Below are 23731 nucleotides of genomic sequence, written 5' to 3'. Positions count from 1 at the left end.
GGCCTCCGAAGAGGTCTGCTTTTTATTCATCCTATGGAACTGATGATTACTTATTGAGATTAAATTGTGCCTAAGAGTTTCATCATGCGATAGAGAATAGAAGCCACTTGCGCGCGAGTGGAGCTTTGATCGGGAGCGAAAGTGTTGTTAGACATGCCATTGATCAATCCTTTATTTACCGCATACGCTACCGCGGCTTGAGCATCCGCCGAAATCCGATCTTTATCCTTGAAGTTTAATTGCACTTTCTCGCCTTGCAGATCGACTTTCATGGCATTGACCATCAATACGACCATTTCTTCGCGGCCCAGGATATCATTTGCCCCTGCCATCGCGACGTAATGACTCCATTCCTTCTCTTGGCCAAGAATACGATCCAAGTGCGCCACGAATTCTGCGCGCGTTATCGTATCGTTCGGAACGAATTTGGATTCGCTTTTTCCGTTGGTTACGTGTTGAGCCGCGATAACTTCGATTTCATGTTTTGCCCAATGGGTTTGAATATCGTCGAACGAAATTTGAACCTCCATCAATTCGAAGGAACCGAGTGTTGACGTCGTAAGTTGAATGTTCCCCGGCTGATGCGCGGCATTGTATCCTACATATCCCCATTTCCCGCTTCCGTCTTGCTGGTATACGCCTACTTTTTGCAAATCGATTACTTTGTTGGACGGCTTAAGGCCGATTTCAATCGGATGGCTCAATTTTCCTTTATCGTTGCCGATCGTTACGATCTTCGATACGATGGTTGTTTGATTTACCGACAGGATCTTCACTTCACCATTGTCAGGATCTTTTACCGATAAGATTAATTTAAAACCTTTTTCACCAATAAAATCAGCCAATGCATCCGCAGGTACTCTGATAGTGAATCCATTGCCGGTAAGGGTTAACCCTTTGCCGGATGCCAGTAGTTTGTCGGCCGTTGCTTTGTCGAAGATTGCATCTACACTGTTGTAGTCGTTGAAGCCAATATCGGTAAGGTCCAGCGTGACGTCGGCCGCTTTTGAATCTTTCAACTGGGCGATCAAGGCCTCAGTCGATACGCTTATCGTTGCGAAAGTCATACCCTTATCGTTTTTCTTCATATAGAGCGTGCCCGCTTTTGCTTTCTTACCCGATGGTGCAGGAGTCGATGGTGAGCTTGGTGTGGAAGTCGATGGCGAGCTTGGAGAAGTCGGTGTTCCTGGATTCGTTGTGCTAGAATCCTTGGTTACGGTGACTGACACCTCGTAAGATTTGCCTTTATAAGATACAGTGATTGTCGTTTTCCCTGCTCCAACGGCTGTCACCTTGCCGGTATTGCTTACTGTAACAATGTTCGTACCAGGTACGCTATACTTTGCATCCTTTGTAACGTCTTTCTTACTTTTATCGCTATATGCCGCGGAGACTGTAAGTTGAGCATCCTTCCCAACTTTAAGAGCCACGCTGTCCGGCGATACCGAAATCGACGTTAATTTGACTGGGGTTGTCGTTTCTTCTGTGACAGTAACAGGTGCCTCGTAGGTTTTGCCTTCGTAAGATACGGTTACTGTCGTTTCACCTTTTCCTATGGCTGCCACCTTTCCGGTGTCGCTTACCGTAGCAATGGCTGAATGAGCTACACTATAATCAGCATCGTTTGTAACGTCTTTCTTGCTTCCGTCGCTATACACCGCGTTAACCGTAAGCTGAGCATCCTTCCCAACTTTTAGAGCCACGCTGTTCGGCGATACCGAAATGGACGTTAATACAGGATCGACTGGAGTTGTAGTGACGGTAACGGGTACCGAAGCCGATTTCCCTCCATAAGATACCGTTATCGATGTGCTGCCTTCACCTACCGCCGTTACTTTACCATAGACAACGTCTATGACACTCAGATCGTAATCGGTATAGATGGCCCCATACGTAACGTCACTAACGCTTACCGGGAATGGCTTGCCGTCCGCATCAATATATTGAGCCGTTACTATAAGATCCGCAGTGGAACCGACGCCTAAGGTTAAAGCCTCTGGCTGTACTTTAATTCCGCTTAACACGGGATCTGCGCTAGTAATCGTAACGACTTTCTCCGCATGATTAGCCGCCGCATCATCTACGATCAATTTCAGCTTATTTATTCCGGTTGTTAAACCGTTTAACGTGATTCCGAAGTTTCCATTTTGATCAAGCGTTACCGGTTGCGAAGAAATCAAGTTGTCGTTACTGTCCGATAGTTCGTATTTCATGTGCAAGTTGTCGTTAATGTTGTAATCCAAGTTCAATTCTTTTTCAACGACGGGTCCGAATTTCACGTAAGAATCGTCGATCGAACCGGAGAACTGCAAATTCGAACCCGTGACATTCAGACTGTCGGACGAAACGATTTTAGGCGTGCTCGTCTTGATATATACCGGAAGAAATCCCCTTGCTACGACCGCCGTTTGGGTGGAGTTTAGCGTTGTAATCTGCATGGCATAGACGCTTTCCGGAGCCAACGCGCTCAGGGTTGATCCCGATTGTCCCCACGGATGATATTTACCGGTAAAGTTTAACGTTTTTGCTCCCGTTGTCGTGCTGCCGGTGTTCAAAATCCATCCGATAGAACCGTCTCCGTAAGGTCCGCCAGTTAGATCGTTTAGATCATAAAGTTCAATGTACGTAGCTGCTTGCCTATCGTAGAATTCATATCTCACAGTCGTGCTGTCCAGCTTGCCATCCCCGTTTGGAGAGATATGGTTGCTGTCGATCGTATAGGTCTTCAATCCCGTAGGTGGGGTGAAATTCGCCGCGAAGGGAAGAATTAGATTTGTCGTTCCGTTTGTAATCTTCACGTAACCCAGCATTTCGTTACCGGTTGTTCCAGTCCCTTTCGGAACGTTTAGCGTCACGGTTAAATTTTGTTCATCTGTTAACGTAAAGCTGGACTTGTCGACCGTTACGTTCGAACTCGCTAACGTGCCTGTTGCCGCTTTTGTCGTTTGGACGGATACCGTATAGTCGCTTGGGCTTCCCGTTACGTTTTTGACTAGAATAGACCGCGTTACCGTTGTTGGATTATTCGCATTCGGAAACACGTTGCCGAAGGTGATCGTGCCTTTGATATTGTCATAGGTCTTATTTGAAAAGGTGGTCGGTTCCGATTCATACGCGAGCGCTTCGGTCGTCGCTGCTTTAAGCGGCTGAATACGTCCCGGACCTTGAGCGAATACGTCGTTTTTGGTTACGTCCAGTTGCTTAGCCGTATTCGAAATCGCGACTTTGATATCGAACGGAGTCCAATCCGGATGCTGCGATTTAAGCAAAGCTGCAACCGCTGCTACGTGTGGAGCCGCCATACTCGTTCCTGTAAAACGGTCGTAGGATTCGGTATAGTCAGGCTGAGGCTGTCCTTGATCGGCATAATCTTTGCCATAGGCAGGAATCGATGACATGATGTTGGTTCCTGGAGCGGAGACGTCCGGTTTAATATCAAAGACCGGATTGGCAGGCCCGCGCGAACTGGAATTATTGATATCGTCGCCTAAAGTCGAACCGGTAGTGAATTCTCCGAAGGTAACGGTTCCTGTGTCGTTCGCAAGAGCCTTTCGCAGCGCGTTTCCGTCTGTGTAGGACATATCAAACGTTGGGATGGACGCGAAGGAATCTCCTACAAGGACCCCCGCTGGCCCTGGAGTATTCGTTCCGCTCGAAGAGTTGTGAACAATAACCGCTACGGCACCTGCGCTTTTTGCTGCTGCGATTTTATCCACGAAGGCAATATCTCCGCGGGCAACGAGAGCGACTTTGCCGTTCACATTCAGACCTGTGTAATCCGTCGTTTGGCCTACGCCAGGGATTGCAACAACATCATACGTTCCCGTCAAAATATTTTTCGGTTCTGTGCCGAATCTCCATGCCATCAAATTCATGATATATGGTGTGCTGGTTCCCGCTTTTTCTAGAGTTACGGAAGCCTTTCCAGCCATCGTTTTTTCCGGAACAGTAGAGTTGCCTACCGATATCGCAAAAGCTGCCGTGCCTGGACTGCCGATGGTCCCTCTATTTGGACCTGAGTTACCCGTAGAAACAACTGCTACCGTGCCCGCTAGAACCGCATTGTTGATGGCGATTGCGTCAGAAGCAACTTGGCTATTGTTAGGTCCGCCCAAAGATAGATTAATAATGTCCATTTGCTCGGCTACGGCTTTATCGATACCCGCAATAACTCCTGAATTCGAGCCGCTCCCGTACGCGCCCAGCACGCGATAGGCATACAATTCAATCGAAGGGGCAAGCCCCTTTATACCAAAAGGGTTCTTGCCTTGAGCAGCAATAGTCCCGGCAACATGGGTTCCATGTTGGGTATTAAAAGGTTCTCCAGTAGTAGGGTGCACCCACGGTCTATTATCAGGGTGATCCAGCGGTGTTGTTTCATACGGATCGTCATCCGCTCTAGCGCGAGCGTATCCCGTCTCAGAACCATCTACTACTTGCGTAATAAAGTTATGTCCGCCTTTATAAACGTCTTTTAATTCCGGATGATAATAATCGATTCCGGTGTCAATAACGCCTACTTTAACTCCTTGGCCTGTATAGCCTAAGGCCCATACGGCTGGAACTTCAAGGAATGGATTACTTGTGTTCATCATTGGATGAACTTCACTATCCGGCAGCTTTGAGGACTCTATCCCTAGAGCGTGGACTTCCACGTCAGGCTCTACCATTTGTACACCGTTCAGCTTAAGCAACTGTTCCACTTGACTTGCTTTTGCCTTAAGAGAGACTCCATTAAATGCATAATTGTATGTAAAGCCTACGCTAGCTTTGATTTTGTTGCTGCTTAATTGGCTAACAAAGCTTTGTTGCTGTTTAGCGATTTTTTGTTTCGTGTTCTGTTCTGAGGCTGCAGTAAATGATTTGCCCTCAAGCATACTCATACCCTTCGCTAGAGCTACCGGGGCTTCGGATAATTGGACGATAACTGAAATTTCCTTGTCGTCGGTAAGGTTTTGTAAATCGGGATGCAGTACTGGCTCTTGACCTTCTGTAAATGTATTCTGATCAACAATCTGCTGCATTTTTGCGCGCACTTCAGGACTCAGTGCCTGTCCCGTCAATTCTGTGTGTGAATCAAATGCGTATGCGGAAATCGGAAACAGTAGGGAAAATAGCGTCAATACGGCTACTAGCAAATGGCTTACAAATAAACGTAGATTCTTCAACCGGCTTTACACTCCTCTTCTATAAATTATAGATAGCACTTACTAGGTTTTTTACACCTCCTTACATATTCTGAAAATGATGGCGGTACAACTAAGAATATATGATACATATTGTATCGTGTCAACGCTTTCATGTTAACGAAATGTAACTAAATTTAAATTTCGTAAAATTAAAAGTAAAAAACGACACTCTATACCAATTTTCGGAGTAGAGTGTCGTTTTTTGGGCTTATTGCCTGCATTGAATATAAATTCGCTTCCAATTAACCAGGTGGTTAACCAAATATAAACGCGTGGAATTTGCATCATATCGGCTGCCTTCGGCTTGCTTCATTTATTCAGCTGCAGCAGCTGTAGTTGCCTTAACTTGGGAAGAACGAGTCAGAGAGAACATGGCACTACCCAGCGCCAGCAGGACGAACAGGCAGCCAACCCATGCATTATTGGCTACTGAGCTCTGTTCAATGACAAGACCGCCCACGACAGAACCGCTTGCAATACCAAGATGAAGTACTGATGAGTTCAGGCTAAGCTGAATGTCAGCCGTATCGGGAGCAGACTGCATGAGATAGCTTTGCTGCGCCGGGGATAATGCCCAACTGAGCGCACTCCAGATCACCATAGCGATCAAGAAGACGTAGAACGATACTTGTGCCGTTAGCGGCAGGACAAACATAATCACCGCGAAGCTCGATACAATAAGCAGAATGGAACGTTTTGTTCCCCACTTATCCGCCAGCAAGCCGCCAAGTCCTCCGCCAGATACGGCTGCCAAGCCGAACAAGAAGTACACGATGCTGGTCATGCCTGGGCTAAGCTGGAACGTCTTCTGTAAATAAGGAGTCAAGTATGCATAGAGAGTCAAATGCCCTGTCAGCATCAAGTACGAAATGAGATGGCCGCTAACTAGCTTCGCACTTTTCAGAGATGCAAGCTGGGTGCGCAAAGTCGTAACCCCGGAAGGAGGTACCTTCGATAAGAAGGCGTAAATCCCGATGATCGCAATTGCCGTTAATCCCACAACAAGCAGGAACGGTGCTCGCCATCCGTACGCATTCCCGATAACCATGCCAATAGGAACCCCTAAGACAAGTGAACCGCTGATGCCCATGTAGATTACGCCAATGGCGCGTCCTTTATATTCCGGTTGGACGAGCTTCGAGGCAATTGTGATCGACAACACGACAAGCAGCGAGCCGCTGGATGCAGACAAGGCTCTGGCCGCGAGCAATGTTGCATAATTCGAGCTGAACGCTACGATAAGATTCGAGATCAGGAAAATGAACAAAAAGACAATATACAATTTTTTGCGCTCAAATTTGGCCGTGAGATTCATTAATATAGGCGCCGATACAGCAAAAGCAATCGAGAAGATTGTAATCAGCTGCCCGGCTGCACTGACGGAAATGTTCAAATCCGAGGCAATCTGATCGAGGATTCCTCCAATAATGAGTTCTACCGTACCGACCACGAATGCCGCTACTGCTAAAATATATACACGAAAATTCAAAAGAGACATTCCTTTCTGTTTTGAATAAAAAGTTACTACTATTATAGTAACCTTATTGATTGTATGCAACAGAAAAGTATTCCTGCGTGTCCAATCTGTTGTGCTCTATAAGACGCGAACAAGCCGGTCCAAGATGAAGCATCCTGGCCGGCTTGCTTATTTGCAGCATCGATTGCATTCATTACGATGTCCTGGTTGAACGAAAGGCGTACTGGAAGGCATTCAGCAGCTTGGCGAATGCGCGCTTGCGGATTTGTCCGTAGGTTACGGCGCTGATTGGGGGATCGAATCGGAAATTGTATACCTTCGTATCCGTCATGCGGGCTTCCTTCATATATCGCTCGCGGATAAGCAGTTGCTCGTCCGGCTCCAATTCGTGCACGATGGATTCAATCAATTCGCAAAACGCCAGACATTCGCTTGCTTTATCTGTATTATAGACCGCTACAGCGGCAGTTGGGTCGCCGACCCGGTTGGTCGCGCCATTTTCTCTCGCTTCATAATTCGTTGTAATGCGCGCTTCGCGAACTGTGAACCTCATCACTTTACACATTCTGTATTTGGCAAATACCTCATCAATTCGTGCTTTTGCTTGCTTCACATCCATCGCTTCATGCTCTGGCATGTCCAAGAACCCCATCATCATTAGGCAAGGCCTCCTTCGTTTCCATTCATACTCGAGGTTGTGTACTTCCTATTTATCTATTGGGTCCAGCATCGAAATGGAACACCGTGGGCAGGTATTCCCATTATACCACAAAAACAGGAACATGTGTTCTTATAAATAATTAAAAACAAATCAAAAAGAAACTATAAAACGAGTTTAAAGCAAACGCATGTTCGCCGTTTTATACTATTAACGTGGACATCGTGAACAGAAAGGATGCTGCATTAATTGTTTTCAAGCAAGCAGTATGACGCTCAACTCAGATGTCCGACTAGCAAATTAGCAATAAAAACTTTAGCAATTTTCCCAGTAGATGAAGGGAGGTGATGTGAATTGATTGTATATCGCGACATCGTAGAACGATGGCTCTTGCCCATGGGGAAGGCATTGAACATGCCGATTGTTCCCTTGGACGGCCTAAGGGCGGATCAGACGGAACCGCTTATCGCGTATGACGTGGCTGAGCCCTACATTGATTGCTCGCCGCATCATGCGGAGTCAGAGGGGATGATCGAGAAGGTCATCGAAATGGAGTGGCTTCTTCTCATTTGCTCCAAAGAACGCATGGATATGGCGGAACGCTGCCGAGATTTGCTCGGCTGGCAGTGGACGGAAGGGTTGGAGTGCTTGACGACAATCCCAGCCGTGCAGGTGCATATTGGGCCCGCGCAGTGGAAGACGGAGCCGACTGCCGGACTAGGTCTCCACATTAGGCTCCGAATGAAGGATCGCTTTGAGCGAACCATTACGTTCATTGAAAAAGTGGAATTACAACGAAACGAAAAGAAGGAGTGATTGTTCATGTCTATTCAAGATGTGCAAGTAACGATTGATTTACAAAAGCCTACAGGTCGGTTGTCCTTCGGAATGCCGCTTATTATCGGGAAAAAGACCGGAGGTTCTGCCTATAAAGAATATGGGGATCTAAAGGCAGTCAAGGATGATTTCGCGGATACGACGGTGGAATACAAAATGGCGGAGGCGCTCTTTGGACAAGGTGACCGCTCACCGGCTCGCATTGCGATTACAGCTTGTGATGAGAATGAAGAACCGGTAGTTCGCCTTCGTTCTGTATTCGATAACGGCTGGTACTATCTGCTCTCCTCCGATAACAGTGAAGCTGTAGTTGAGGCATTGGCCGCAGAAATAGAGAAGGAAGATTACCGTCTGTTCTTTACCCGTGCTGCTGATAAGACAAAGCTTCAAGCGCTGAAGTCCAAGGCCTATACGCGAACGGTCGTGTTCTATCACACGGATGCCGCGGTATACCCAGAAGCTGCGCTCGTAGGTTCGGTTGGTTCCGCTGAAGTTGGCTCTGTGACGTGGAAGTTCAAGAAGTGCACAGGAATCGAGGCGATGAAGGTAACGGCTGGCGAGTTGATGGAAATCCACGACAGCGGCGCGATTACGTACGTGAACAAGCAGGGTGAGGCCCGCACTTCGGAAGGCAAGACGCTGTCCGGTGAGTATATCGACGTCATTATGGCGCGTGATTATGTGCGTGCCCGCATGGAAATGCAAATTCAGAATTTGCTTAATCAATCGAGCAAAATTCCGTACACGGATGCAGGAATTGTCCAAATCGAGAGTGCGGTCATTAATGTGCTGTTGGAATCTTCCCGTATGGGCATCATCGCGACAGACGACAGCGGCGAGCCGTTGTTCGGTACGTCCTTCTTGCAGCGCAATGAGGTGAATCCAACCGATCGCGCGAATCGCGAATACCGCGGCGGCTCGTTCTGGTTCGAGATCGCGGGCGCGGTGCATCAGGTGAAGGTGAACGGTGTTATCCGCTTTTAGTGGATCACTTTCCATCACGAAGCATGACGCTTCGATTTCTTGCAACCTTCTTGGTGCTAAAAGTGATTTGTTTATCACAAAACATTTTCTATTAAAGGATGGTGCTTATCTATGAGTATCGGTATTTATGATGCAAAGCAAGTTTCTGTAACAATCAACAACGGTTACCTTACGGGATTCGGCGAAAATACATTCGTTTCCTGTGAAAAGGACGAGGAGCAGACGGTTGCGCATGTTGGTGCGCGCGGCGAGGTAGCGATTGCCCATAAGAACAATCCGCTCGGAACAATTAAGTTGACATTGATGTCGACGTCGCCTCAGCTTCCGCTCCTGTATCGTCTTGCACGCGAGAAGAAGTTGTTCCAAATTTGGGTGAAGTCCAACAATCAACCAAATGAAACGATCGGCGGTACGCAGGCTGTTGTGAAAAAGGTTCCGGCGGCTACGTACGGCTCGGAGCTTGAGGATCGTGAATTTGAAATCCAAGTGCTCGACTATACGCATCGAACAGAATAGTGAATTTTAATTTTCAATAAAAAAGGATTCGGAAAGGGTGGCTACTTGTGAGCAAGCAAAAGACAGTAACGATCGAAACTGAGGAATATGTGCTGCAGCATCCGGGCGCGCGGGCGCTCATGCGATTGTATGATGCAGCATTGAAGGCAGACGGGGGGTGGAAGCTGGAAGCGTCGATGGACTTTTTCCTCCAACATGTCATCGTGTCTCCGCGCCTAAGCTGGGAAGGTCTTGAAGAGAAGACCGATCTGATGACGCCGCTCTGGCTCGAGTGTGCGCGCTTCTTGGGCATGGTCGATACACCCTTGGAATCCGAATCATCCGACGTATAAGCAATCCATCTCCCGCAATCCGCTCCGGCAATTGTTCTGGCGTGTCGTCCTGAACAGCCGGGGCGGCATTACGTATGCAGAAGCGAGCGGCATGAGCATTGAGGAATTGTGCGAAGCCGCCGCCGCTGTGGAATGGATGTACGGGAAAGGAGGGAGTTAACCCAATGGATGATCGGATCTCCAAAAATATTCACCGCGAACTGCGCACAATGAACGGGAAGCTCGATGAGATGGGCGTTGTCTCCCGCATATTGACGGACAGCATTAAGGAACAAACTGCGGAGATGAAGCGAAAAGCAAGACAGAAGACGCCGAAGATAGGGGGGCTCGCTGTAGCTTCGGCCTCTTCCTCTGCTTCCGCTTCTGCAGAAAGCAATTTTTCTGCCAAAATGAGCACGATGATCACTGCCTTGCAAAGACAAGTGATGTCTTTAAGTGTAACGAATTCACCTACCGTTTCGGTAACGACGAATGTGGATGCATCACTTTCCGGCGAGGTTAAGATTGAGAACACGAATGAGCTTGCTGTGTCCATCGCTCAGCAGTTGTCCTCTTCGCTGTCGCAGCAGATGTCGGCAACCCTTGCTTCCGTGCAGTCCCAGAGCATATCTGCCTTGGTGCAGGTCAGCACCACGGTAAATGGCAAGTCGGGGAAGAAAGAAGAGAACAAATCGAAGTCCTTGCTGGATTGGCTGCAGTCTGGTTTCAATTTTGTGTACCAATTGAATGATGAGGTCACGAAGATTAGGGATGCGAAAGAGAATACGAAGCTTGTAAAAGAATTCCTCCAGAAAGAAAAAAATGAGAAGAGTGGAGATTCTTCGAAGTGCTGCTGTACTGGAGATTCTGGCGGTACCGGCAGTGGGGAAGGAAGCGACGTTTCAACTGCGGACGAAACTTCCGAGAAGAAGAAGGATAAACGGAAAAAGAAAAGAGGAACAAACAGAAGATTAAGTCAAGCGAAGTATGGCAAAAGACGTGCGAATAAAACGATAAGCAGATCAAAAAGTAAGAACTTTGAAAGACCGACATATAAGAAGAAAAATGATTTCAGAGAACTGGGGAGGGCATCTCAAGGCCAGAATAGAGCCGTTGGAAATTCCCCGCATAAGAATCTTGGACAAGCCGCGAATGCAGGAAATGGAGGAAAAGGATCTCCCGCTGCGGGATCATCTGCAGGACAGCAGCTGTCAGCGTCCCCGGCACTTAACCCTCAACAGGATCTTAGCAAGGCTGTCTCAGGAACAGGTACGCAAGGGCAAGGTACTCCACAGAACAATCCGCAAACAAGCGGCAGTAAATCCGGATCAGCACCTGGGAAGAACGCTGGCGGCGGATTGTTGGGTAAAGCAAAAAAGTATCGTAAATGGGGGATACTTGGGGCGGCAGTCGGGAGCGTATCGATGAGATTGTTCGGAGGGGGAGAGAAAGCGGAGGAAGAGGGGAACTCAGATTCCACTACTGTCCAGACATCGGCTGTTATTCAATCGACGGCTGAAACCGTTCAAACCGTTCAATCTATGTCCGAAGCAGCTAAGGCAGCCTCGACTGCTTCCAACGCGAGTAAGGTAGCCTCTGCAACGAAAAAGGTTGGCTGGCTAGGAAAGTTGTTAAAAGGCGCTCGTACAGTAAGCAAGGCAACAAGATTTTTGAGATGGAATCCTGTTGGATTTCTGGGCGGACTAGCAGTAGATGCTGGCCTATGGGCAGCAGAGAAGTTTTTACTCCCCAAGGACGAAGAGAACCAAGACAACGAGAACATTGAGGATGACAAGAAGAAAACTTCTGTCATGGTGAGATCCAACATATTTGCAAAGAACCGTGTGCTAGCTGCTTCTACATCTTCAACTTCACATCCGTTTTCTGGATCACGTGGAAGTTTCGGGCCGGCACCAGATTCAGACCCATCCGGAACAATGACATTGACTTCCTCTGCATCAAATGACCAAACGCTAAATATGCCTGGGACTAGCCCAGCAGCAAGCGGCAGTATGGAAGTCAGCGCGAACAGCAATGTCACGATGAACTTGAATGTGAACGGCTACATTGATAACCGCATGATAGAAGAGATTAAACGGATCGCGCGCGAGCAATACGATGCTTCTTTCCGAGCGTTCCAGCGGAGCATTGAAGACAAGCTGCCGAAACCGAAGCCATTCCCGAGGCCGCAGGTGGCGGAAGGAGGAATGATGTCCTATTAATACGCGAAAAAGCAAATTAGGCGGAGTAGAACTGTTCGTCATCTCGGAGGAACCGGAATATTCGGTGCAGGTGAGCAGTCACAATGTGGAGAAGGGCGGCACCATTACGGATCACATCCAGAGGGATACAGCAAGTCTGCATCTGGAAGGGTTGCTGATCGGGCCGCAGGCAGCCAATTTCAAGCAGCGTTTGGTGAAGGCAATGAATGAGGGCAAGCTGCTGCAATATACAGGCCGCAATATGATGCTGAACTGTGTTATCACCAGCTTGCGCACCTCCCATGACAGCTCGATTGCCAATGGCATGTCCTTCACGATGTCATTGAAGCAGGTCAACATCGTCAAACCAGCGTATAGCAAGCTGCCACCAAAGAAAAAGGCGGCCGTGAAGCCGAAGAGTCGTTCCGGCAAGCGGAATACATCCTATCGTCCGAAGCCGGAATCGCATACAGTACGCAACGGGCAATCCGTAAAAGATATTGCAACTTATTATAGTGTTAGTGAAACGATCATTCGGGCAGTCAACCAGCTTGTCATTCCAGGGGTGCCATTGATGCCAGGGATGTCTATTATGCTTAGTGCTGCCCAGAAGACGAAGAAAAAGACCTTTGTATCAGGCGGTGGCGGCAGGCAATATATACAGGATCGGTAAGGCTAGGAAGCTTCAGAAAGGAGGAGAAGGATGGCGATCATCGGGATCGACAAAGATCTTGTTCCTTACTCATTTGATATGGATTTGGGCGATCGAACCTATACGTTCGAAGTGCGCTACAACTCCACCCATGATTATTTTACGGTGGATTTATCGGAAGGGGATACTCCGTTGGCGCTTGGCGTAAAGCTGGTCTGGGGAGTGCCGCTGTTCGTCAGTATGGAGACGCGGGAGTTCCCGCTCGAGCTCATCGTCCCTTATGGGGATAATCCGGAAGAACAGATTACGTGGGATACGCTTGGAAGGTCTGTTCATCTGCACTTGGGGGATGACGATGGAATACTTATTTAATCGCGTTTGTGAAATTTTAATTGGCGGCTATCGATTCAACTACGGTGATCTGACGATGAACGTTCACGTGGATTTTGATGATAACCATGAACCAAATGAATCCACCGTGGAGCTGTATAACTTGTCCAAGCATACGCTGGCGAACATTCGCACGGGGATGCGAGTCATTGTAAATGCGGGGTACGGCAAGGATCTAGGCACTGTCCTTCAGGGCAACATTGTTGAGGTGCGAACGAAACGGGAACAGATGGATCGGGTAACGACGATTCAAGTGAAGGATGATTTGACGGTGTCCGTATACGAGATGGCACATACGTATCGGCCGGGCACGAAGGCTAGTGAGATTATTCATGATTTGCTAAGTCGGGTGCAAATTCCGCATGGAGCTGTGCAGCTCGGTTCTAATCATTCTTATATGAAGGGATTCGTTGTGAAAGGCGATCCAGTTGCGTCGATACGCCGGGCAGCTCGTGACTGCAACACAGAGGTATTTACACGGCAAGGCAAGCTGTATTTCAAACCGCTTGCAGGTGCCGGATTAGAGGTAACTGGTATTGTTCGCTTATCCGCAGACAGCGGGTTAATTGACAGCCCGCAATCATATGAAGAGGACAAGGTTAAAGGTGTTCGCGTGACGTCACTCTTGAATTATCGGTTGTATGCAGATGCGCAGCTTCGATTAGTTAGTGAGGATTTTGACGGCGTGTATCGAGTGAAGCGGGGCAAGCATATCATTTCGATGGATCAATTCGTGACGGAAGTGGATTTAGTCAAAATTTAGTTTCGAGGTTCCAGTTGATATAGGACTAGCGAATAAAAAGCGACGAGGAGGTGACGCTATGGGCGCGAATCGAGCAGTTAGTGCGCTGGAAGCCTGGATGGATCATAAAATGTCGGGAACGGCAGGGGCACAGCTAGGCACGATTGTAAGCATGGGAACGGGGACGGCTGATGTGGAGCTGGAAGGCGAGACCGGCCTTATTCGTTATCAATTGCCGATTATAGAGCAGGCAGCAGACATCGTAATCGAAAGCGGGAGCCGCGTACTGGTTGTATTTACAGAGGCTAATAAGGGGGGCGGCGTCATTGTCGGAAAGGTGGCTGGAGGATGAGGACTTGGGCGCTTCATGATGGAGATCTTCAACTATCAGATGGACAAATTGCTTGGATCGATGGGCGTGAGGAACTGGCGCAAGCGGTTCGCATCCGATTAGGTACTCGCTTGGGCGAGTATTTTTTTGCGCCGGATATGGGGCTGGATCAGGAGCGAATGGTAGGCAAGCAGGCAGATGAGGATACCATTCGCGAGGCAATTATGCGCAGCCTTATGGATGAATCACGCATTCAATCGGTCGAGGATATTGAAGTGACGTTAGACAAGCATTCGCGTACGGCTCAAGTACGCCTAGTCATGACGAGCTCTGAAGGAGAGGAGGTTGAGCTTATCTATGCTGACGGCAGCGGGATTGAAGCGTAAAACCTATCACGAAATTTATGAGGAAATGGTGGAGGATCTGGGCAAGCAGCTCGGACAGGACATCAATACATCGGAAACATCGCCGCTTGGCATGATGATGCAGCTCTTTGCATGGCATTTGTCTGTGCTGTGGGAGGATGTCGAGCAGGTATACCACGAGTCGTACATTCAATATGCAACAGGAGTTCAGTTGGATGCCCTGGCCGTATTTTATGGGCTGCGCCGCAAGCTGGAACAGGCGGCCTACGGGGAAATCAAGCTGACAGGCATTCCGAAGTATACCGTTCCAGCAGGACTACAGGTTGGTACCAAATCAGGCGTGTGGTTCATGACGGCGGATGATTGCGTACTGGACGATTCAGGCAATGGAGAAGTTGCTGTTGTAGCAATTGTGCCGGGCATTATCGGCAATGTGCCTGCTGGCTCCATTACGGAAATGCTCACTTCTGTGAAGGAGATTACGAGTATTACAAATCCGGCCAGTATGGCAGAGGGACGTGAGCGGGAAAATGACGTCGAATTCCGCGACCGATTGCGCGCCGCGCGTGATGGCAGCCATGCCGCAACCGTGGATGCAATTGTATCCGCTCTGCTGCAAATTCCAGACGTGAAATCAGCGGCTGTACGCGTGAATGATACGATGCAGACGAACGACGAAGGCATTCCAGCAAAGTCGATTCGTACGTATGTGTATGGGGGTCAGGATGAGCGGATCGCGCAGACGATTTTTGAGAAAAAAGCAGCGGGTATTGGAACAGACGGAACGAAAACCGTAAAGGTGCGCGATGTCAGCGGCGGTGAGCATGATGTGCGCTTCAGCCGCATGAAGCTGCTCGATGCTCATATTGAGGCCGAAGTAAAGGCAACATCGAGTTTTTCTTCTCGTGGGAAGGAGGAAATCGTCACGGCGATTGCACAGTATATTGGCGGCGTTGGCGCGGATCAGCAGGATTATACGGGGCTTCCGCAAGGCTCACGCATCGTGTACAGTCGTTTGCTGGCAGCCATTCAGAATGTGGCTGGCGTCGAGGAAGTTATTGAGCTGAAGGTGAAGCTCGGCGATGGCGAATTCGTCAGCGGAAACGTGAGCATTCCGCTGTATGAAGTGGCAAGAGTGGCGCCTGAACGGATAAAGGTGGCGGTGAGCTATGTTTAAGCTGCCAGAGGTAATGGAGCTGCTGCCGGATGTCATTGTGAAGGAAGGCAGCCGCTTCGCTCAGCTTGTAAACGTATGGTTGAAGCAAATGAATGAGCTAAGCAGTACGATCCAGCGAATATCGGAATGGAGAAGCATCGAACAGGCAGAAGGTGCCGCGCTGGATGAAATCGGCGGCAATTTGGGACAAGCGCGCGGTCAAGCGACCGACGAGGTGTATCGTTTGCTCCTGCGCTCTAAGCTCGCTCGCATGAATTCAAGCGGCAGCTTGGATTCTGTCATCGAGGTGCTCGCCCTAGCTCTTCAAGCAGCACCGGACGAGTTCCGCATCGCGGAGCAGTACGATGACCCGATTCAACCGGAGCCCGCAGCGATTCAGGTTACGGAAGTGCCTTATGAGAAGTTGAATGGGGTCGGACTAAGTCCATCGCAATTCGTTTCACTCGTTGAGAGTCTCGTCGCGGCTGGCGTCCGCGTGACGCAGGTCGGCCTGACCGGTTCGTTCGAGCTGGCCTCTGCCTATGATGCGCTTGAACAATCCGAGCATGGCCTTGCCGATGAGGCGATGACCGAAGGCGGTACGCTGGGTGATTTTTATGTGCCGGGGAATGACTATACGTTGCCCGTGTAGAGTGATAGTTCGATAGAGTAGATGGATGATTGCATTTTGTTCTTCTTTATTCTAAATATACTTTCCCCAATTATTCGTATGGGACAGAACGAACGAATATGTATATATGCCTGGTTCTACTCTATCTGTTGAATTTTAAAGATAAGGCTGAGCATGTTAATGTTCGTAACTTAGTAGGGATCACAATGATTGATAAATGAGGTGACGATACATGGCGTTTGAAAAAGAGCTTCCAGAATGGAAGGAAAAAGGGGTCAAGCCCCCGCAAAGTAAGCTGGACGAAGGCTGGAAGGTACAGGACAAGCCTCCCGCGGCGTGGCTAAACTGGCAGATGAATAGCACATATGAGGCGTTAAGTGAAATACAGGAGAAAGCAGCAGAGAAAACAGACGTAGCAAATGCATTGAATGATGCAAGAGAATATACCGATAAGAAAGTCAAAGACATCGATCTATCAAAAATAACGCCGGAATCAATCGGAGCTGCGAAACAGACGGATCTTAATGCACATGTCCAGGACACAACGAAGCACGTTACAATACCAGAACGAAATACATGGAATGCCAAGGAAACGCCTGAGGGGGCACAAGCGAAGGCTAATGCTGCTGAGACGAATGCAAAGAATGCCAGCCTCCCGCGTACTGGCGGTACAATTTCGGGCAATCTCGCCGTGACTAATGCACTCACGGTGGCAGGCCGAAATGTCATGTCGGAACTTGATTCGGTAAAGCAATCTGGAAATAGTGCCAAGCAAGGTGCGGTGGACGCCATTATTTCCAAGAACGTATCTGCGTCCATCAACGATGAATGGCCAACATTGCATAGCAAAATAAGGCAAATAAAATCAGGGATTCTTGATGCAAGTGCAACAATGTATGCAAATACGGCACAAAGTCAAACCACGTCATACACCGTACACACAGTTGAAGCAGCTTCAAAGGCGTTTGTTTCTTCAACAACAAGGTGGAGCGGTTCCATTGGGTATGGTGGAAATGGTCGTGTTTATTTAGTATTAAAGGATGCATACGGTAATGAGGCAACCATAGTTGGGGTGGGACACGATAGAAGTGGAACCCCGATGCCCTTTACACAGGCTGGACTTGTATTAAATAAAAAAACAAGAACCTTAATATGGACTTGTTACACTGGTGGTACATCCAGTGATCCAACATTAGTAACATCAGAAAGAACTATACCGGATAATATCAATCTTGACACAAGGATATTTATAATTCACGAGGCTGTAGGCGGGCAATATTGGGGTACCGTTTACTCATTCGACCATACAGATATACAAATCGAAGGATAGATATAAGTAAGGTTCAAGATTTTATCCTATTTACAAATTAAGGACGGGGAATGATTTCCTCTGCTTACTTTCAGCGCCATGCCGTATAGATGGCGCTTTTATTATGCCCTCGGGATTCCGGGGGCTATTTAATCTAAGGAGGAATTAGTGTGGAAAGATGGGATGTTATTTTTAAATCCGGTATAGCCGCAAGCGGCGGGTTAGCTTCATATCTATTCGGTGGTTGGCCTTTATTGCTGCAGGTGTTATTAATCATGACTATTGCCGACTTCGTTACTGGCGTTATGGCGGCGGGTACGGAAGGTAAGCTGCGCAGCGGTCGTGGACTTGTAGGTATTTCTAGAAAGGTATTCATTTTTGTAATTATATCGATCGCGCATCAGGTGGATGTTGTGCTTGGAGGGCAGCATCTACTAAGGGATGCGACGGTCTTTTTTTATATGGCGAACGAATTGCTGTCGATCATTGAAAATGGCGGACGCCTAGGCGTGCCGCTGCCGCCGGTTATTAAGCAGGCGGTGGAAGTGTTGAAGGGAAAAGGGGGAATTCATGATGAGCATCGACATTAAGCAGCGCTTACTTCCAGATGGAAGAGGGAATAAGCCGAACCTTGCCATGAAGCCGATGTATCTTACCGTGCACAACACGGACAATACGGATGCCGGAGCGACAGCGGAAGCGCATTCGAGGTATTTGCTGAATGGCAGCGGAGGTGCGAAGAAGAGCTGGCATTACACGGTGGACGATAAGGGTGTTTATCAACATTTGCGAGATAATGAGCAGGGATGGCATGCAGGGGATGGGACAGGCCCTGGGAATGCCTTGTCCATTGGAGTAGAGGTGTGCATGTACGCAGGAATCGACGAGCAGGTTGCATGGCGCAATGCAGCTGAACTGCTGGCCACGCTGTCAATCCGGCACAGCATTGCGCCTGAGCGCATCGTGCCGCACCGCCATTGGAGCGGGAAGGCTTGTCCATCCCGACTGCTGCCGCATTGGCAGCAATTTATAGAGATGGTGGCGCAGGCAAAAGAAGCAATGTCAGGTGCCCCCAGTGAAACGAAGCCGCCAACGAATTCGGCTTCAGATCCGAATTCTGAACAGCAACTGCGTGCTGAGCGGGTAAAGGTCATTTGGGAAGGCGCAATGGGAGAGAACTCGCAAGGCTTCTTGATTGACAACAAGGTCTACGTCCCGGTACGCGAGGTTGCGGAACACAGCGGACTGCGCGTGCAATGGGAAGCGGCGAAGAGGCAGGTTGTCGTTCATGCAAACGCAAGCAGCAAATAGAATGAGGCGACTGGCATGAGCTTAGCCTCTAATGTCGGATCAGCCCAGATTAGAGAAGATCTTGCCTCGTGCTCCTGTTTTGTATCCGGTCCATCCAACATATTTTCGGTTAAAGCTATTGCTATAAAAGCCTGTCCATGCTCTAGCCTGCCAGAAAAGAATACTTTTCCATCTAACTGCACATTCTAACATAATGTGACATTGTTGCTCGTGAACAACTTTCCTTAATAGGTACAACTTTTCTTGCCGGTTCCAACAGGTTGTTGCCGGTTCAATTGTTGTAAAAAGAGGCAACACTGTTTCTATAGACCCACACGGGATCGTTGAGGTAAGATAGGATTCCGGGTTGGAACGGCATATTCCAAAATATGCCTCGGAATAAGGAGTCAGGGAGGGGTCAGCGTGAGCGCGGACATATATGCAGATATGAAACAAGGGGAAAAAGGTGCATGGATTAGCATTGCTGCCTATATCGCCTTATCCGCATTCAAGCTAGCTATTGGCTTATTCTACCAATCGAAGGCAATGCAAGCAGATGGATGGAACAACTTAACGGATATCGTCGCCTCGCTTGCCGTTCTTATCGGACTGCGCATTTCGCAGAAGCCGCCGGATCGCGACCATCCCTATGGTCACCTGCGGGCGGAGACAATCGCTGCCTTAATTGCATCTTTTATTATGGCGACTGTCGGAATTCAAGTGATCCTATCCACAGTACAATCCTTGTTCAATGGCGAATCCACAACGCCGAACCCACTCACGGGATGGGTGGCGCTAAGCTGCGCGATCGTCATGTACGTAGTGTATTTATATAACAAGCGGCTGGCCGAGCGTATTCGCAATCAAGCGCTTATGGCGGCAGCACAGGACAACCGTTCCGATGCGTTTGTAAGTATTGGCGCAGCCGTTGGTATTTTTGGCGCTCAGCTAGGTCTTAGCTGGCTCGATCCGCTTGCCGCATTAACGGTTGGCTTCATTATATGCAAAACAGCATGGGACATCTTCCGGGATGCAACCCATACATTGACGGATGGGTTTGATGAGGCGCAGCTTGAACGTCTGCGCAAGACGGTGGAAAGCACGGAAGGCGTACGCATGATTAAGGAAGTGAAGGCCCGCCTTCATGGAAGCTTAGTGCTCGTTGATGTTGTTGTGCAGGTTGATCCGAAGCTAAGTCTGATTGAGGGGCACCATATTTGCGATGACATAGAGCATCGAATGAAGCGAAAGCACAATATTACCCATGTACATGTGCATGTGGAGCCTATGGATGCTGAATCGAGTAGCTCAGCACAGCAGCAATTGGTGTAAAACAAATGATAGAAAACAAAAAAACGTGTTCAAGAGTGGCGATATGGTCGTCCTCAAGGGCACGTTTTTTTGTGTTTTCTTTTATAAAAAAAGAGAGAAGGGCAGCGGGTTTCAAGCATTGGTGATGCAGCACTAGTATAAGTATTATCTAAATATTGTAAAAAGTTTTGCTATTACTGGAAATAGTTAGGTAAATAGTCCTATTAAAAGGTTACAATTTTGTCTTTTTTAAGAGAATAGACCGATAGTAAGCGGCAAAGAAGACTCTATATAATTATGGCGTAGGGGAAATGGGATGTCATTACAAATATAGAATTTAAAATTAAAAATAGAAACAATTGACATCTTGTTCATATGAACATCGACTCAACATTCGGTTCGCGATTACAGTAATGACCAACAACTTAGAGGAGGATTTTCCTATGAAGAAGAAATTACTGTTAGGCGTAATGATGTTCACAATGGCAGGTCAAATGATAGTGCCGTCACTGCAAGCTGCGCCTGCAAGCAATGCGGTGCAGGCCGCATCTACAGCAAGCTCTAATCAGAATAAAGGAGAGATTGTGCAATCTGTTAATTTGAGAACGAAGCCGAGCACTTCATCCTCAATCATACGATTGGTGAAGACAGGCGAATCCGTTACGATTTTGGACAAGCCCAACAGCAGTTGGTACAAGGTGAAGGATGCTAAAGGCAACACGGGGTATGTAAGCTCTCAGAGCAAATATATACGAGTAGGAAATGCTTCATCCGGCTCGAATAGCCCGGGAAATTCGAATAGCAGCAATGATTCCTCATCGACCTCCCCCAGCAAGTCTGGAGAGATTGTGCAATCTGTTAATTTGAGAACGAAGCCGAGCACTTCATCCTCAATCATACGATTGGTGAAGACGGGCGAATCCGTTACGATTTTGGACAAGCCCAACAGCAGTTGGTACAAGGTGAAGGATACCAAAGGCAACACGGGGTATGTAAGCTCTCAGAGCAAATATATACGAGTTGGGAATGCTTCATCCGGCCCGAATAGCCCGGGAAATTCAAACAGCAGCAATGATTCTTCATCGTCCTCCTCCAGCAAGTCTGAGAAGATGGACAAAGTGGAGAACGTAGCGAAGAAATACATGGGCACTCCTTATGAATTCGGTTCCGATCGGAACTCTACCAAAACATTCGATTGCTCCGATTTTGTACGTCATGTTTATAAGGAAGCGCTAGGCATCGTACTGCCTGCAGATTCTCGCAAGCAGGGCGCTTATATTCAGGATCAAGGCGGCGTGAAAAAGAGCATAAGCCAGTTGGAACGCGGGGATTTGCTGTTCTTTATGACTTATAAGGGATCGAGCGCGTCCAGTTATAAAAATGTAGATAAATCAAAAGAGCGAATTACGCATGTTGGCATGTACTTGGGCAATGGCAAAATCATTCATACGTACTCGAAAGATTCCGGTGGCGTTCGAGTTGACGATATTCGCAATACGAGCTGGGAATATCGATTCCTGTTTGGTGGAAGTGTAGTGAAATAGAAAGCACTCATCGCTGAAAATAGTGCTGAACGCATCGAAAAGGGCTATCCATCATGCAGCGAGGCTGCATGATGGATAGCCCTTTCTTTTGCCTAGGAATAAGCATCTAATCAACATACTCACGCATGTACACTGTACTCATCCATATGTTGTGGAACATGTAAGTTCCTCATTATTGATATTTGGGAGGCCCTTGCTGCTCATCGATCTTCGGCCTTGTACGATACTTCTTTGTCTTCGCCATGGCAACTGCGATCCATGAGCTAAGCAAACTTAATGGAAGCAGCAGGGCGGTTGTGGTGTAGCGTATGGTATTATCCTGATACAGCACGTAAGCAATGACAAGCACCATAAGCGGCGCATAATCTACATATCGAACCATTCGATGTCTGATGCCTAGGCGATTCTCAACGATACCGAAGCAGAAAAACCCGGCAACAATAATGGCAGCGAACAGGAATGTGCCGCTAATCCAGCCGAGAGCTCTCATGAGAAGAGCAAGCGTAATTAGGGCGTATCCGATGAAGCCTACTCCAGTAAACAACATGTTGCATCAACTCCTTGGCTAAGATCCTAATCGTAGATGATTACGTCAGCAATTGCAACACGGTACGGGCACAGGCCTTTGGATCCGTCATTGCAAGAGCGCCAAGCTGCCGCTTCTCGCGCAGCCTGTCATAGTGATGCTGCAATTCGTTGAACCAACGTGTAATGGTCTCGGGCGATTCAATTTTTTCACCCATGCCATGCTCTGTGAAATATTCGCAGTTCTCTTCTTCTTGTCCAGGTATCGGATCATAGAAGAGCATCGGGATGCCCTTCATCATTCCTTCTGTACAAGTCATTCCCCCAGGTTTCGTTACCAATAAATCGGAAGCATCCATTAGACGCGATACTTCTTGCGTATAGCCGAATATATGTATGTTCGGATGCTGGAACAGTGGATCCTGCTCCATACGTGCGATCGCCTTCTGATTGCTCCCCATGCAGAACAGAAGTTGAATGTGATCGCGCCAGGTCGTCATGTATTGGAGCAGCTCCTCATTCAGTGACAATCCCCAGCCGCCGCCCATTACCATCACAGTTGGGAGTGGACGCAATCCGAGCTCATGCTGCGCTTCCGATTGCGGACAGCGCTCCCAAAACTTCGGGTGAACGGGAATGCCAGTGACGACGATGCGGCTATCATCAATTCCGCGTTCCAGCAGCTTGCCACGTACTTCTGGAGCGGAAACGAGGTATTTCGTAACTTCTGGGTTAATCCATGTGCCGTGCGCATCGTAATCCGTAATCAATGTATATAAAGGAAGATGAAGTCCGGAACGCTTCAAGCGCGATACGATGATATTCGGAAACGGATGGGTACACACAATCGCATCAGGGCGCAATTGTTCGAGCACGTGAGAAGCTTGTGTGTAGAAAATGCGATGCAGTGCGAGCTGCGTGACACGGTTCAGCGATTTTTTATACTTTTTTCGATACAAGAGTCCAACTAGCTTTGGCTGCGTGCTTACCGTCTTGCGATAAGCAGCGAAGATCAGCGGGCCGACCGTCGGATTCAGGAATTTGCCCAGCTCAAGGACGCGGGTTTGCACATCGGGCTCCAATTGCCGCATTCCATCCGACAAGGCATAGGCCGCTTGCGTATGGCCTGTACCGAATCCTTCCGAGAGAAGGATAATTCTCTTTTTTCGCATGTTCTCACCCACAATCATTATAACCGGAATCGTGAAAGGAAGCATCAGCCAAATACGACGAAACTAGGCGGTCATTTTCCTTCAGTTTAGTTGAATTTCAAGGGCAGGTATGATATGGTTCAAATAACGGCATATGACTA

The 23731-nt window shown here is 48.2% G+C and carries 23 protein-coding genes; 18 read left to right on the top strand and 5 right to left on the bottom strand.

Going from position 1 to position 23731, the window contains the following annotated elements; genetic code table 11:
* Positions 1-59 precede the first annotated feature (59 nt).
* The 3 genes from NO352_RS18520 to NO352_RS18510 all read right to left on the bottom strand — a co-directional run bounded on the left by NO352_RS18520 (position 60) and on the right by NO352_RS18510 (position 7324).
* Positions 60-5168, bottom strand: coding sequence for a S8 family serine peptidase (locus NO352_RS18520; RefSeq protein ID WP_289356422.1), 5109 nt, complete (start codon positions 5166-5168; stop codon positions 60-62).
* Between the two features lie 334 nt (positions 5169-5502).
* Positions 5503-6687, bottom strand: coding sequence for an MFS transporter (locus NO352_RS18515; RefSeq protein ID WP_268599453.1), 1185 nt, complete (start codon positions 6685-6687; stop codon positions 5503-5505).
* 172 nt (positions 6688-6859) lie between these two features.
* Positions 6860-7324 (bottom strand): ArpU family phage packaging/lysis transcriptional regulator, encoded by a 465-nt coding sequence (locus NO352_RS18510; RefSeq protein ID WP_268622990.1) that lies wholly within the window; start codon positions 7322-7324, stop codon positions 6860-6862.
* Between the two features lie 354 nt (positions 7325-7678).
* Between NO352_RS18510 and NO352_RS18505 the strand changes: the two genes are divergently transcribed.
* From NO352_RS18505 to NO352_RS18420, 18 genes are all read left to right on the top strand, one after another.
* Positions 7679-8140, top strand: coding sequence for a hypothetical protein (locus tag NO352_RS18505; protein ID WP_005544040.1), 462 nt, complete (start codon positions 7679-7681; stop codon positions 8138-8140).
* 6 nt (positions 8141-8146) lie between these two features.
* Positions 8147-9145, top strand: a complete 999-nt coding sequence (locus NO352_RS18500) for a DUF3383 family protein (protein ID WP_005544039.1) — start codon at positions 8147-8149, stop codon at positions 9143-9145.
* A gap of 111 nt (positions 9146-9256) precedes the next feature.
* Positions 9257-9661 carry a phage structural protein gene (locus tag NO352_RS18495; RefSeq protein WP_163975139.1) on the top strand — a complete coding sequence of 135 codons (405 nt, stop codon included), beginning with the start codon at positions 9257-9259 and terminating at the stop codon, positions 9659-9661.
* Between the two features lie 47 nt (positions 9662-9708).
* Positions 9709-9993, top strand: a complete 285-nt coding sequence (locus tag NO352_RS18490; protein WP_005542653.1) for a hypothetical protein — start codon at positions 9709-9711, stop codon at positions 9991-9993.
* Positions 9935-10153, top strand: a complete 219-nt coding sequence (locus NO352_RS18485; protein WP_157266525.1) for a hypothetical protein — start codon at positions 9935-9937, stop codon at positions 10151-10153. The genes NO352_RS18490 and NO352_RS18485 overlap by 59 nt, the downstream gene beginning before the upstream one ends.
* A gap of 4 nt (positions 10154-10157) precedes the next feature.
* Complete coding sequence (locus NO352_RS18480) at positions 10158-12194, top strand: hypothetical protein (RefSeq protein WP_289356415.1); 2037 nt, start codon at positions 10158-10160, stop codon at positions 12192-12194.
* Positions 12190-12846, top strand: coding sequence for a LysM peptidoglycan-binding domain-containing protein (locus tag NO352_RS18475; RefSeq protein WP_353961272.1), 657 nt, complete (start codon positions 12190-12192; stop codon positions 12844-12846). The genes NO352_RS18480 and NO352_RS18475 overlap by 5 nt, the downstream gene beginning before the upstream one ends.
* A gap of 30 nt (positions 12847-12876) precedes the next feature.
* Positions 12877-13197, top strand: a complete 321-nt coding sequence (locus NO352_RS18470) for a phage baseplate plug family protein (protein ID WP_005542640.1) — start codon at positions 12877-12879, stop codon at positions 13195-13197.
* Positions 13181-13978, top strand: a complete 798-nt coding sequence (locus NO352_RS18465; protein ID WP_289356412.1) for a phage protein — start codon at positions 13181-13183, stop codon at positions 13976-13978. Before NO352_RS18470 ends, NO352_RS18465 begins: the two co-directional genes overlap by 17 nt.
* Positions 13979-14036: 58 nt before the next feature.
* Positions 14037-14309, top strand: a complete 273-nt coding sequence (locus tag NO352_RS18460) for a hypothetical protein (RefSeq protein WP_163975131.1) — start codon at positions 14037-14039, stop codon at positions 14307-14309.
* Positions 14306-14674, top strand: a complete 369-nt coding sequence (locus NO352_RS18455; protein ID WP_197268721.1) for a contractile injection system sheath initiator — start codon at positions 14306-14308, stop codon at positions 14672-14674. The genes NO352_RS18460 and NO352_RS18455 overlap by 4 nt, the downstream gene beginning before the upstream one ends.
* A complete protein-coding gene (locus NO352_RS18450) occupies positions 14646-15830 on the top strand; it encodes a baseplate J/gp47 family protein (protein ID WP_289356410.1) in 1185 nt (394 codons plus the stop codon). Before NO352_RS18455 ends, NO352_RS18450 begins: the two co-directional genes overlap by 29 nt.
* Positions 15823-16461, top strand: coding sequence for a hypothetical protein (locus NO352_RS18445; protein WP_289356409.1), 639 nt, complete (start codon positions 15823-15825; stop codon positions 16459-16461). The genes NO352_RS18450 and NO352_RS18445 overlap by 8 nt, the downstream gene beginning before the upstream one ends.
* A gap of 211 nt (positions 16462-16672) precedes the next feature.
* Complete coding sequence (locus NO352_RS18440) at positions 16673-17770, top strand: hypothetical protein (protein ID WP_289356407.1); 1098 nt, start codon at positions 16673-16675, stop codon at positions 17768-17770.
* A 149-nt stretch (positions 17771-17919) separates the two neighbouring features.
* On the top strand, positions 17920-18339 hold the full coding sequence (locus NO352_RS18435) for a phage holin family protein (RefSeq protein WP_289356406.1): 420 nt from the start codon (positions 17920-17922) through the stop codon (positions 18337-18339).
* The gene (locus NO352_RS18430; RefSeq protein WP_289356470.1) at positions 18323-19060 is read left to right on the top strand and encodes an N-acetylmuramoyl-L-alanine amidase; all 738 of its coding nucleotides are present in this window, start codon (positions 18323-18325) and stop codon (positions 19058-19060) included. The genes NO352_RS18435 and NO352_RS18430 overlap by 17 nt, the downstream gene beginning before the upstream one ends.
* Positions 19061-19462: 402 nt before the next feature.
* A complete protein-coding gene (locus NO352_RS18425) occupies positions 19463-20371 on the top strand; it encodes a cation diffusion facilitator family transporter (protein WP_289356404.1) in 909 nt (302 codons plus the stop codon).
* A 422-nt stretch (positions 20372-20793) separates the two neighbouring features.
* Complete coding sequence (locus tag NO352_RS18420; protein WP_268599962.1) at positions 20794-21894, top strand: C40 family peptidase; 1101 nt, start codon at positions 20794-20796, stop codon at positions 21892-21894.
* Between the two features lie 172 nt (positions 21895-22066).
* Here NO352_RS18420 and NO352_RS18415 read toward each other — a convergent pair whose 3' ends face one another.
* Both NO352_RS18415 and NO352_RS18410 read right to left on the bottom strand, forming a co-directional pair.
* Complete coding sequence (locus NO352_RS18415) at positions 22067-22441, bottom strand: permease (RefSeq protein WP_268599963.1); 375 nt, start codon at positions 22439-22441, stop codon at positions 22067-22069.
* A gap of 40 nt (positions 22442-22481) precedes the next feature.
* Positions 22482-23591 carry an MGDG synthase family glycosyltransferase gene (locus NO352_RS18410; protein WP_268599964.1) on the bottom strand — a complete coding sequence of 370 codons (1110 nt, stop codon included), beginning with the start codon at positions 23589-23591 and terminating at the stop codon, positions 22482-22484.
* Positions 23592-23731: the final 140 nt, after the last annotated feature.

Source organism: Paenibacillus sp. S-12 (assembly GCF_030363895.1).
Classification (GTDB): domain Bacteria; phylum Bacillota; class Bacilli; order Paenibacillales; family Paenibacillaceae; genus Paenibacillus_B; species Paenibacillus_B alvei.
The sequence above is the reverse complement of the archived record's forward strand: the minus strand, read 5'-3'. Positions and strand labels throughout refer to the sequence as shown.